This is a genomic window from Halomicrobium sp. IBSBa, from assembly GCF_017612575.1.
GTDB lineage: Archaea > Halobacteriota > Halobacteria > Halobacteriales > Haloarculaceae > Halomicrobium.
On record NZ_JADPQC010000002.1, the window covers coordinates 326,625 to 338,513 of the forward strand.

At 68.2% G+C, this 11,889-nt stretch carries 11 protein-coding genes and 1 pseudogene; 3 read left to right on the forward strand and 9 right to left on the reverse strand.

Annotation, left to right across the window (positions count from 1 at the left end):
- Positions 1-15: 15 nt before the first annotated feature.
- Both IL252_RS08350 and IL252_RS08355 read right to left on the reverse strand, forming a co-directional pair.
- Positions 16-432, reverse strand: coding sequence for a plastocyanin/azurin family copper-binding protein (locus tag IL252_RS08350; RefSeq protein ID WP_208627620.1), 417 nt, complete (start codon positions 430-432; stop codon positions 16-18).
- A 38-nt stretch (positions 433-470) separates the two neighbouring features.
- On the reverse strand, positions 471-2,489 hold the full coding sequence (locus IL252_RS08355; RefSeq protein WP_208627621.1) for a helix-hairpin-helix domain-containing protein: 2,019 nt from the start codon (positions 2,487-2,489) through the stop codon (positions 471-473).
- An 87-nt stretch (positions 2,490-2,576) separates the two neighbouring features.
- On the opposite strand from IL252_RS08355, the gene IL252_RS08360 reads away from it, so the two are divergent.
- Together IL252_RS08360 and IL252_RS08365 are read left to right on the forward strand one after the other, a co-directional pair.
- Positions 2,577-2,954 carry a universal stress protein gene (locus tag IL252_RS08360; RefSeq protein WP_208627622.1) on the forward strand — a complete coding sequence of 126 codons (378 nt, stop codon included), beginning with the start codon at positions 2,577-2,579 and terminating at the stop codon, positions 2,952-2,954.
- Positions 2,955-3,003: 49 nt separating this feature from the next.
- Entirely contained in the window at positions 3,004-4,530 is a 1,527-nt protein-coding gene (locus tag IL252_RS08365) for a hypothetical protein (protein ID WP_208627623.1), read from the forward strand.
- Here the strand turns inward: IL252_RS08365 and IL252_RS08370 are convergent.
- The 5 genes and pseudogenes from IL252_RS08370 to IL252_RS08390 all read right to left on the reverse strand — a co-directional run bounded on the left by IL252_RS08370 (position 4,514) and on the right by IL252_RS08390 (position 8,562).
- Positions 4,514-5,476, reverse strand: coding sequence for a metal ABC transporter permease (locus IL252_RS08370; RefSeq protein ID WP_208627624.1), 963 nt, complete (start codon positions 5,474-5,476; stop codon positions 4,514-4,516). The genes IL252_RS08365 and IL252_RS08370 overlap by 17 nt on opposite strands.
- Positions 5,473-6,201 (reverse strand): metal ABC transporter ATP-binding protein, encoded by a 729-nt coding sequence (locus IL252_RS08375; protein WP_208627625.1) that lies wholly within the window; start codon positions 6,199-6,201, stop codon positions 5,473-5,475. The genes IL252_RS08370 and IL252_RS08375 overlap by 4 nt, the downstream gene beginning before the upstream one ends.
- Positions 6,198-7,256 carry a metal ABC transporter substrate-binding protein gene (locus tag IL252_RS08380; protein ID WP_208627626.1) on the reverse strand — a complete coding sequence of 353 codons (1,059 nt, stop codon included), beginning with the start codon at positions 7,254-7,256 and terminating at the stop codon, positions 6,198-6,200. The genes IL252_RS08375 and IL252_RS08380 overlap by 4 nt, the downstream gene beginning before the upstream one ends.
- A gap of 91 nt (positions 7,257-7,347) precedes the next feature.
- Positions 7,348-7,849, reverse strand: a pseudogene (locus IL252_RS08385) (TIGR00725 family protein).
- 101 nt (positions 7,850-7,950) lie between these two features.
- Positions 7,951-8,562 (reverse strand): hypothetical protein, encoded by a 612-nt coding sequence (locus IL252_RS08390; protein WP_208627627.1) that lies wholly within the window; start codon positions 8,560-8,562, stop codon positions 7,951-7,953.
- 123 nt (positions 8,563-8,685) lie between these two features.
- Between IL252_RS08390 and IL252_RS08395 the strand changes: the two genes are divergently transcribed.
- The gene (locus IL252_RS08395) at positions 8,686-9,621 is read left to right on the forward strand and encodes a GIDE domain-containing protein (RefSeq protein WP_208627628.1); all 936 of its coding nucleotides are present in this window, start codon (positions 8,686-8,688) and stop codon (positions 9,619-9,621) included.
- A gap of 158 nt (positions 9,622-9,779) precedes the next feature.
- On the opposite strand, the gene IL252_RS08400 is transcribed toward IL252_RS08395, so the two are convergent.
- Positions 9,780-10,523: a DNA polymerase sliding clamp gene (locus IL252_RS08400; RefSeq protein ID WP_153552181.1), complete on the reverse strand. Its 744-nt coding sequence runs from the start codon at positions 10,521-10,523 to the stop codon at positions 9,780-9,782.
- A gap of 73 nt (positions 10,524-10,596) precedes the next feature.
- Positions 10,597-11,691 carry a copper-containing nitrite reductase gene (gene nirK, locus IL252_RS08405; RefSeq protein ID WP_208627629.1) on the reverse strand — a complete coding sequence of 365 codons (1,095 nt, stop codon included), beginning with the start codon at positions 11,689-11,691 and terminating at the stop codon, positions 10,597-10,599.
- Positions 11,692-11,889: the final 198 nt, after the last annotated feature.

The window sequence follows — 11,889 nt, forward strand, 5'->3', positions numbered from 1 at the left end:
GGCCGCGTCGCCGCTTCACTCTTCGACGACGACCGTCCCCACCATCCCGTTTGCCACGTGGGGCGTACAGATGTAGTCGTACGTGCCCGGGACCTCGAAGGTGTGCTCGAAGGTCTCGCCTTCCTGGAGGGTCTCGTAGCTGTTGCCGGCCTCGTAGCTGGAGAACGGTTCGGCCCCCTCGGGAAGCGAGGCGCTGTCCCACCCGTCGGGCCGACAGCTGACGTTGTGGTTCGGGCTCTGGAACCGCCAGGTGACCGTCGTCCCCGTCGTGACGGTCAGCGGATCGGGCTGGAAGACGTACCTGCCGTTCGGTCCGACCAGCACCTCGTCGTCGCCGGGCGTGGCCGTTTCTGAGTCGCCGCTGCTGGCACAGCCGGCCAGAGCGCCGGTCGCGCTCACGCCGGTCACGCGGAGGAACGTGCGTCGTCGCATCGTCCGAGACGCAGTGCCGGCGCTACAAATAGGGTTCGCTACTCGAACTTCCCGAGCAGGTCGCCGTAGAAGTCGCCCTCGGCGTCGTCGGCCAGCTTCTCGACGATCAGCTCCGGCGTCGAGCGGGCCAGCGTGCCCTTAACCGGCGAGCGATTGACTCGCAGTTCGCCGTCGACCAGCCCCTCGGCCTGGATGCCGTCGACGCTCAGTTCCGCGTCCGCCGCCTCGATGATGTCGCCCGCGAGATGCGAGACGAACACGCCCGTCGCGTCGCGCTCGGCGAGGGCTTCGAGGATGCCGGCGACGATCGTCGCCGCCGCGCCGGGCTCGGTGATCGACTCCAGTTCGTCGACCAGCACCATCACGCGGCCGGCGCGAGCGTCGCCCGGACTCCCGTCGACACCGTCGACCAGCGCGCCGAAATCGCGCAGCGTCGCCTCGAAGGCCCCCGCGTCCAGCGTCCCCTGTGTCTTGGCGTGGTAGTGTAGTTCCCGGACGCGGCCGATCCGGGCGTGCTCGGCCGGGACGGGCAGGCCCATGTGGGCCAGCGTCGTCACCAGCGCCACCAGATCCAGCGTCGAGGTCTTCCCGCCGCTGTTGACCCCCGACAGCAGCGCCACGCCGTCGACGCGGTAGTCGACGGGCTCGACGGCTTCGAAGGCCACGTCCAGCAGCGGTGAGCGCCCGCCCTCGATGGCGAAGCCGGGATCGTCGCCGGTCCCGCCGACTCCTCCTACTTCGGGCATCGTACAGTCGAAGTCGGCGGCGAACCGGGCGATCGCGAGCTCGACGTCCAGTTCGAGCGCGTTCTCGACGAGCGTCTCGGCGGCCCCGCGCATCTCTGCGAGGTCGTCGGCCAGCGCTCGTTTCAGCCGCGTTGCCCGCTGGTCTCGTGCGGCGGTCAGTTCCTCGCGCAGGCGCGAGACGGCCTCCTCGTTGTGTTCGACTGGGTAGGTCGGATCGTCGGGGAAGGCCCGCCGTGCGACCGCCTCGGTGTCTGTCAGACCCAGCGTCTCGATCAGGCGGTCGCGGGCCTTCCCGACGGCGGCGTCGTACTCGTCGGCCAGCTCTCTGGACAGCAGCGAGTCCACTCCGGCCCCCCGCTCGACCAGCGAGAGCAGGTCCGTCCCCTCGATGGTCACGTCTCGCTCTTCGATTGCCTCCCGGAGGTGGTCGTTGGCGGCGGATTCGGCCGTCGAGACCGCCGCGTCGAGGTCGTCGACGGCGACGGTCAGCCGATCGAGTTCGTCGTCGCCCCGCACGCTACCGTCTTCGGCGAGCCGGTCCAGCGCGCTCTCCAGGGCGTCCAGATCACAGGGGGCATCGAGGTCGACCACACGGTGTACCGCGACGGCCGCCCGGATTCGGTCCCGGTTGCGCGTGAAAAACGCAAGCGGGCGCTCGGGGACCACGTCGGCGGGGTTCTCCAGTGCGTCGGGCTGGACGCGCACGTCACCGTCCACGTCGAGGCCGGCGAACGACTCGTCCAGCGCGACGACGGTCGCGTAGCTGCGACCCAGCTCAGCGAGCTGTCTGGCGTCGTCGACCACCTCGACGGTGACTTCTGGGATCGCCGCCTGTGCCTCGGCGTAGCGCTCGGCGTCGGTCGTCGCCAGACACCGGTCTCGGACGCGCACGTCGCTGGGATCTGCCAGGGGTTCGACGGCCGACAGCGCGTCGCGGACCGCTTCGTCGGGTTCACGTTCCATCGCCGCCCGCGCTCGCTCCCGGACGGCCGCGATGCGCTCGGGGACGACGCTGGGATAGATCGTCTCCAGGCGCTTCTCGGCGTAGTCGGTGACGGTCCGGTCCTGTAAGAGCCCCAGTGCCTCCCGGTAAATCTCGCGTGCGCGACTCGTCGCAGCCCACCCGCCGGGATCGTCGTGTTCGTCCCGGATGGCCGCTCGCGCGATCCGGGCGGCCCGTCCCTCGCTGATCCCCGGGGCCTGGGCCAGCGTCGCCACGTCCCCCTCGCGAAGCGCCCGCTCGGGATCGTCGAGTTCGGCCAGTGCCGCCGCCGTCTTCTCCCCAACGCCGGAGACCGATTCGAGCTCCATCTACCCGACTCCTGCACCCCGGCGGAAAAAAGTCTCCCGCTCGTCGCGATCCCAACGGATTTGCCGACAGCGGTCGACCGAGCGGGCATGACGGAGTATCTCGTCGCCACGTCGTCCGTCCACGTCACGGCCGCCGCCGCCGACTACCTCCAGGAGCGCCTCGATCCGGCGACCGACGAGGTCGTCGTCGTGGCGGTCCGGGAGGCCGACAGTCCCGACCGCGACGCCGGTGACGCGGCCAACGTCGCCCGGTCGCGACTGGCCGCCGTCGCGCCGACGGTAGAGACTCCCGACGGCGAGCCGACCGAGACGCTGCTCGACGCCATCGAACGGCGAGCCCCCGACGTGGTCCTGGCCGGGCCGAACCGGGGCGTCGAAGGTGCCGAGGGCGTCGGCTCGACTGTCCGGGCGCTCCTCGAACGGGCGGGGTCTCCGGTCGTCGTCGTCCCGCTGCCCGAACGCTGAGGGATGCCGGGACGGCCTTTTTAACACTGGGGCCGGAGAAGCCGCTTGCATGTCTGCCTCGGAACTGGCGCAACGAGTGCGAGCGGCACTGTCGGTCGACGGCGACGAGTTCGAGGATCGCGCCGCCGAAGAGGCCGAGTGGCTCAAAGCGGAGGTCCGCGATGGCACCTTCGACAACACCGAAGCGATCGTCGGGCTGGAACTGGAGCTGTACGCCGTCGACGATCGGACCGACGCTCTCCAGCGCGTGCCCCGGAACCTCCTGGAGCTGATCGGCTTCGAGAAGGAGCTGGGGCTGCACAACGCCGAGATGCAGACCAGCCCCCAACCGCTCAACGAACACGGACTGGAGGCCCAGCTCGCAGAATTGCGGGCCAACCTCGCGCCCGCGCTCGAACAGACACACACGGAGAACATCCAGCTGGTCTCCGACGGAATGTGGACGGTCCCGCCGAACGGCGAGACCGCGAGTGGCTACCTCTGTGACTCTGTCGAGGAGCAGGGCATCCGCATCGCGACCAACATGTCCGCCGCGGTACGCTACCACGCGATGGCGAACACGGACTACCCGTCGGGGATGGCCCTGGACGCGCCCAACGTCTCGCTCCAGGCCGACACCGTGATGCCCGAGAGCCTCATCACCTCGATTCAGCCCCACTACCAGATCCCGCACGCGCCCGATCTCCCGGAGTACTTCCGGTACGCCTTGCGGATCGCCGGCCCGCTGGTCGCGCTGGGGGTCAACTCCCCGTTCTTCCCGCCGGAGCTCTACGACGACGTGCCCGACAGCCAGATCGTCGACGAGGCCCACATGGAACACCGGATCGGCGTCTTCGAGTCGGTGCTGAACCCGCGCGAGACCGGCTCCGGGACGGACGCGCAGCCGAAAGTCACCTTCCCGACGGACTTCGAGACCGTCGAGGCGGCCATCGACGACGTGGTCGCCGACACCACGATCGTCCCGATGTCGGTGTCGACGGGCGAGCGCTTCGACGACGCCTTCGCACACCTTCGGCACAAACACGGCTCGTACTGGCGGTGGGTCCGACCGGTGTTCGACGGCGCGACGCGGTCGGCCGCCAACGCCCGCATCGAGTTTCGGCCCCTGCCCGGGCAACCGACCGTCAGCGACGCCGTCGCCTTCCAGGCCGTGTTCGCCGGCCTGATGAAGAGCCTCCCCCGGCTGGAACACCCCGTGCGCTCGCTGGACTGGAAAACGGCCGAGGCGAACTTCTACGCGGCCGCTCGCGACGGACTCCGGGCCGACTTCGAGTGGATCACCGCCGACGGCACCGAGACCAGCGCCGTCGACGAGATCTACGGTGAGCTGTTCGAACTCGCCCGCGAGGGACTGGAGGGACGGGGGCTCTCGACGGAGCAGGCCCTCGCATACATCCAGCCGCTCAAGGAGCGCGTCGACCGGCGGCTCACTCCCGCCCGCTGGAAACACGAGCAGGTCCAGACGGCCGTCGACGAGGGCGTCCCGCTGACGGAGGCGATCTGGGGGATGCAGTCACGCTACGTCGACCACCAGTCCGAGACGCTGCTCGACGGAAGCTTCACCGACTGGCTGTAAACGTCTGTCCGGCTCGGACCGTCTCCAGGGCGTAGAGCCCGATCGCCAGCAGTACGATGGTCCCGCCGACTGCGATGCCGCCGAGATACGCGACGGTCACGCCTCCGACGACGGCCACCTGTGCCGCGACGACGCTCCGAGCGAGTGCATCGACGAAGCTCCGGGCTCGTGGCGTCGCGGTCGCGACCGGGACGACGAGCATCGCAGCCACGAGGATGATCCCGAGAATCTGCATCGCAGCGACGACTACGATGGCTGTCAACACGACCAGCAGCTGATTGTATCGTCGCACGTCGAGACCGGTGATCCGGGCGGCAGTCTCGTCGACAGTCACCGCGAGCAGCGGGCGGTACGCGAGGGCGACGACGGCGACGACGAGGGCCGTTAGCGAGATCAGCAGTGCCGCGTTTGGCCGTGTCACCGTCGCCAGCGATCCGAACAGGTACTGCTTGATGCCGACCGACAGTCCGCCACCGGTGGCGCTGATCAACACTGTCCCGAGTGCGAACCCACCCGCGAGAACGATCGCCATCGACACGTCGCCGCTCGTTTCGGTGCGTGCTGTGAGCGTTTCGATGACGAGGGCTGCGACGACAGCCACGACGAGCGCGGCGACGTAGGGCGAGACCGGGAGCCCGGTGACAGAGCCGACCAGAAGTCCGACGGCGACCCCGGCAAAGGCGGTGTGTGCCAGCGCGTCACCGATCATCGCCATCCGTCGGTGAACGAGGAAGCTACCGACCAGCGGCGCTGCGACGCCGATACAGACGGCTGTGACCAGTGCCCGCTGCATGAACGGGTAACACAGCAGTTCGATCCCGAGCGGTGCCCCGACGCCGCAGGCGACGGTGTCGACTGTCTCGAACAGCGCTGCTGGTCGGAGCTGTGCGACGCCAGCCAGGAACACCGACGCCACGACGACCGTGGCCGTTCTGCTGGCGCTCATGCGTGATCGTGTCGCAATACGCGCTGGTCGTCGCCGTAGGTACGCTCGAACCCGCCGCTGTCGTCCAGTTCGTCGGGTGGCCCGTGGAAGTGGAGTCGCCGGTTCAGGCAGGCGACCCGTGTCGCATACTCTGTGACGACACCGATGTCGTGCTCGACGAGTACGATCGTCATCCCGTCCGCGTTCAGCTCGTGAAGGAGACCGTAGAACGCTTCGCGTGCCGTCGCGTCGATTCCGACTGTCGGCTCGTCGAGGACGAGCAGATCGGCTGCGGCTGCGAGTGTCCGCGCGATGAACGCACGCTGGCGCTGTCCACCTGAGAGCCGGTCGAGCCGATCGGTAGCGAGGTCCTCGATTCCGACTCGCTCCATCGCTCGCTGTACGGCCGCTCGGTCGTCTGCATCGAGCCCGCCGAAACGACAGTCTCGGCCCGTCTCGACGAGCTCTGTGACCGTCAATGGCACGCCGTTGGCGGTCGCGGTCACGTCCTGCTGGACGTAGCCGACGCGGCCGGCGGCGTCGGCGGCGGGCTCTCCGAACAGGCTCACCGTCCCCGCGTCCGGCTCGCGTAGCCCCAGCAACAGCTCGACGAGCGTACTCTTGCCGGATCCGTTCGGGCCGAGAATGCCCAGAAACTCGCCGCGCTCGATCCGGAGACTCACCGACTCGACGACCGGTGTCGCTCCGTAGCCGAAGCTCACGTCGTCCAGCCGAGCGGCCGTCATCGTGACCCCAGTGCCGTCTCGAGGGTCGGCAGGTTCACCTCCGACATGATCTGCTCGTAGCCCCAGCCCCGATCGGCCCACTCGCTGTGGCGTCCCGGCAACGCGGTGATCGGGAGTCGCTCGCGTGCCGACGTGTCGGAGACGATCCCTGCTGCTGCCTGCTCTGACTCCATCACCGGTGCGAGCACGTGGTCGAGATCGTGGTCGCTGATGACGCGTTCGACTCGCCGCAGGTCGTCGCTCGTCGGCGAGTCGTCGGGCGAGAGCCCCGTCAGTGCCACGACCTCGAAGCCGTATCGACGGCCGAGATACTGGAACGCGTTGTGGCCCGCGACGAGGACCGTCTCGCGCTCCCGATCGGACAGCGCCGTCTCGAACGTCTCGTCGAGTTCCGAGAGTCGCTCTCGGTATCGCTCGGCGTTGTCCGCGTACGCTCCCGCGTTGCCCTCGTCGGCTGCCTGTAGCTCCGATTCGATCGTCTCGACGGCCGTCCTCGCACGCCGCGGGTCGAGCCAGAAGTGCGGATCGACCGGTCTCTCGTCGTGGTCCGCGTGGTGGCCGTCGTCGTGAGCGGTGTCGTGGTCCGCATGGTCGTCGCTGTGGCCGCTGTGTTCGGTGTGGTTCTCTCCTTGCTCGTCGGTGCTCCCGTGATTGTGCCCGCCCTCTTCGGGGACCGTAAGCAGGTCGACGCCGGTCCTCGCCTCTATGATCGCAGTGTCGCTGTCTCCGGACTCGATGTTGGTGACAACGTCGTCGGCCCACGGCTGGAATCCGGGGGCCATGTAGACGAACACGTCTGCCTCGACGGCTCGCCGAGTCACGTCGGGACCCGGCTGCCAGCCGTGGCCGTGCTGACCGACCGGTACCAGCGTCTCGACGCTCGCCCGATCGCCCGCGACGTTCGACGCCAGATCTCCCAGGACGAAAAACGACGCCGCGACCGAGAGCGTCTCGTCGGTCCCACCGGCCGTACTGTCCAGACAGCCCGCCGTTCCCGCGGCCGTCGCACCTGCCAGCACTCCGAGCCACTGTCGTCGTGTCGTGTGTCTCGTCATCTCTGTTATTAACTCTATCACACTAGTTAATAAGAACTATTATTCTAGGACGATACATTGTTAACAGTAGCTCAGACAGTGACGGCTGGAGTTACGCTCTCTCGACGTAGTCGACGGCGGCCTCCGGCGTCGCGACGTGTTCGATCTCGTCGAGGCTCTCGATCTGGTGTGTTCCCAGCCCCGCGATGGGGCGGTCGAAGACGTGACCGTACCCCAGTTCCGAGAGCGTCCCGCCACCGCCGTCGATCGCGATCACCGCGTCGCCGTTCATCACGACGATCGCGTTGCGTGCATCACCTACCTCGGCGTGAACGCCGTGTCGACGTACTCGTTGGCCGCCGCCCGGCGCTCGCCCGGCAGAATGCCGATCGTGTGACCGCCAGCGCCGGGGCTGGTCGTCGATCGCTCGTCGTCTCGACGCCCGGCCGTCGACTCGCGCTCTTCGCGTGCGCCCTGACACACCGCCTCCATCACTCCACCCAGTCCACCGCAGACGACCGGTGGCCCCGCTCGGCGAGGCACTGCCCCACTCGCCGGGCCAGTTCGTACTCCTCGCTCGATACCGTCGAACCGCCGATCACCGACACTCGCATACTCGACGGTCGGGCGGGACCCACTTCAGCGTCGGCTCCCGGTCTTCCCGTCTCGAACTGGTGACTGACTGGCTCGGACTGGTCTTCGCCGCGCGCTCTCGCTACTCGTCGACTCGCTCTTCGAGTTCCCGGATGACCTGCTCGGTCTCGCCGCCGTCGCCCCGGACGACCTGCTTGTACTCCGCGTACTCCTCGCGAGAGAGTTCTACCGTCTTGGTCTCGCCCTCCCGCCGCAGTTCGAGCCGCACGGTGCCGTGTGGGTTGTTGCGGATCCGGTAGCCCGCGACGGCGGTGAAGACGAACCAGAACGCCAGCGACCCCCCGAGAAAGTACACCGTGGTGGTCGGGAAGGCCAGCGACTGGGCGGTCCCGGTCCACCGGGCCGGGTAGGCGTAGGCGAACAGGCCGACGCCGACGACACAGAGGAGCGTGCCCGCGAGCACGCCGACGCGTTCGCGGCGCGTCGCTGGCAGGACGACGACGACCGACGCGAGCGACGCCGGGACGCCAAGTCCCGCGAGGACGCCGGCCAGCGACTGGGCCTCGGTCGCGCTGTCGGCTCCCAGTAGCGTCCCGAGCGGCGTCGTCACGATGAGGATGCCGACGACGACGGCGAGCACGCCGATCGCGAACAGCACGACCCCGGCGTAGACGCGTCTCGGATCGCGCCCGTTCCAGCGGGAACCGCCGTAGGCGTCGCCGAGACTCTCCATACGCGGCTACTCGTGGTCGTCGTACAAAAGGGTCCGTCAGACGGTCGCAAGACGGAGCGGGCTCGGTCCCCCTCGCGGTCGACGGTCCGTAGCGGTTAGGTACTCCCCGCCGGAACCCCCGCTATGGCCGATCCGTTCGGACTCTTTCTGGGTTTCGTGGCTCTCCTGGCCGTGGCCTTCCTCGCGGTGTACGCCTACTACGAGAGTGCCGGCGCACCGGCACCTCTCCGCACCCGCCACGGACTGACGCCGGGGCGATCGGCGGTCGCCGTCGCTGTCGGCGTCGGCGTCGCCGTGCTGGTCGTCGCTGTCGGCGGGCGAGTCTCGTTCGAGGCGGTGTTCGCCAGCCGACGATACGTCCTCCGGGTCGGTCTCTGGGTGGTCGTCCTCGTCGGCGCCTGCGAGGCAGTGGCCGGGGGCTACGGCTTCGCCCGCCGGTGGTGGCGGTGCCGGCCCGACCAGGTCGACGCCACGGGGCGGGCCGAGACGGGGACGACGGCGGTGTCCGGTACGGTGACCGACGACCACGCCGACGCTGCGCCCGTGACCGGTCGCTCGGCGGTCTGCTGGTCGTGGTCCGTCTCGGTCACCGGGCCGGGACTGCGACGCTACGACGAGGACGACCCCCACGGGACCGTCGACGGCGGCACCGGCGGCTGTCCCTTCGTCCTCGACGACGGCTCCGGCCCGCTGTGTGTCGATCCCACCGACGCGACGCTCGCTCTCGACGGGGAGCGGTCGGTCGTCCGGCGACCGGACAGCGAGCCGCCCGACGGCTTCGCCGACCCCGCACCCAGCGTCGAAGCCGACTACGCCGACCGGCCACGCGAGTACACCGAGGCCGTGCTCCGGCCCGGCGACACCGCGACCGTCTGGGGTGCGGTAGTGAGCGACGACGACGGACCGGTCCTCCGGGGTCCCCAGACGACGATCGTCGCCGGGTCGCCGGCCGGCGTCGCGCGGCGGTACCGCCGCCGGGCCGCTGGCTACGCTCTCGCCGGGATCGCGGGCGGTGCCGTCGGCGTCCTCGGCCTGCTCCGGAGCGTCGGCGGGCTCTGATGTCGTCTCCCCGACCGATCTCGACAGGCTGCGTATCGATCGCTCTGACTGGGGGCGATATCGGGAGACAGCAGCAAAAGGCGGCTGACACTGCTGGCCGTCACTGCGACGCGGTATTCGCGATCTGGCGAGCTTCTCCCCAGACGTAGTCGGCAGCGTTACTCGCTCTGGATGCGCGGCGCGAGCATGTAGGTGACCGATCCCTGTCCCTCGGCGAAGTCGAAGTGCATCTTGACGGGGAACTCGTCGCCAAGCTCCATCCGGACCTCGGCGTCTTTCGGGATCGCCTTGTTCATGTTCTGCAGGTAGTCGAGCGAGAACAGCGAGTGAGCGTCGCCGGGCGTGAGATCGATCAGATCCTCGCGGTCGAGTTCGAGGTGGACGTCGTCGGTGTCGCCCTCGGCGTCGACGTAGAACAGTTCGTCGGTGGCGTCGACACCCAGCGCGATGTGATCGGAGACCATGTCGGCGGCGGTGACGGCACGGTCGATGTCTTTGCCCTCGATGACGACGTGGGCCGCCAGGTCGAGATCCGGCAGGTCCGGCTCCTGTCGGATCGAATCGGGGTCGATCAGCGCGAGCGTGTACTCCAGCCCGTCGATGGCGATGTGGAGCTTGCGCGTCTCTTCGTCCAGTTCGAGGTGGACGAGCTGTCCGGCGTCGGCCATGCCGGCGATGTCTTCGAGCCGCGAGAGGTTGACACCGATGAGGCCGCCGTCGGTCTCGTAGGATTCGAAGGCTGCGGCTTCGAGTGTGAGATCGACCATCCCGACGTTTGCGGGATCGACGGCGCGAATTTCGAGGCCCTCCTCGTTCAGGTGGATCTTGCACTCGTCCACCAGCACGCTCACGGAGTCGAGTGTCGCCTGGAGCGTGTCTGCGCTCACGATGGCGTTGAACATCTTGGCCACGGCTACGCCCCCATCCATTAAAAAAGACGCCATTCATCGCGTGCGCGTGCGGCGACGACCGTCGTCAGGGCTCGGGGTCGAACACGTCGGGCTGTTCGTCGCCTTCCCGCATGATGACGGCCATGTTGCCCTTGCGAGCGACTCGGGTGAGCGCGTGGTCGACGAGCTTGATCGCACCGGGCACCTCGGCGTGCAGCGTCGCGATGACCGTCGATCCGGGCTTGACCGGCGTCGTCTGGACGTTGACGTGGGGATCGCTCTCGATGGCACCCTGTGGGTACACCTCGTCCCAGACGGAGCCGATGGGGTGGAAGCTCGAATCGAGGTTCGGACCGCCAACCGCCATGTACACCCTCGCGGTGTCGCCCACCTGCATCGTCGGCGCGCCGTGGACGTCGGGCGTGATCGCGTACTTCTCCCCGTTGGTGAGGACGTAGGTCGGGTCCTCTGCCTTCATCGACTCGAAGTCGAAGTCGTGGTGGCCCTCTTCGCCGGTCTCGCCCGTCGTGTACAGCTCGTGCTGCCCGAAGTAGAACTCGTGGTCGACCTCGGGCAGCCCGTCTTCCGGTTCGACGAGGATCATGCCGAACATCCCCGAGGAAATGTGCATGTCGAGGTTCGGCACGGCACAGTGGTAGATGTACGAGCCCGCGTACGTCGCTTTGAACCGGAAGGTCTCGGTCTCGCCGGGTGCCACCATCGACGCCTCCGCGCCGCCGCCGGGGCCACGCACCGCGTGGAGGTCGATGTTGTGGGGCATCGAGTTGCCCTCCTCGTTCGTGATGGTCAACTCGACGGTGTCGCCCTTCCGAACGCGGATCATCGGCCCGGGGATCTGGTCCTCGAAGGCCATGTACGTGTACGTGACGCCGGGCTCGACCTCGGCGACTAACTCCTTGGTCGTCAACTCGACCTCGACCGTCTCGGGTTCGTCCCGATCGATCGGCTCGGGAATGTCGGTCGGGTCCGCGGCGATACGGTCGACGTCGGTCTCCTTAGCTGGGTTCATGCTTGGCTCCTGTGGGGTCGCGCGATCAGTCGTCGATACCTCGGTCGCCTCCTGGTTGCTCGGCGCGGTACAGCCAGCGAGGGCGGCCGTCCCGCCGACGCCGAGCGCCTTGAGCACGCGGCGACGCGTCGAGCGTGGAATGGATGACATTGAGCTTGCCTCCGACATCTGCACCTTTCTGCCCAGACCACATATATACAGAAGCGGCTTCTCAGGCCGTCAGAAGCGCCCGAACAAGTTCGGGATGTACAGAAAACACGTACTACTACACGACGATAGCTATGCCTTCGTACCGCGGGCCGTCTGCCTGTAACGGCGTTCGTCGTCAAGAGGTGGTTGACGCGGTGA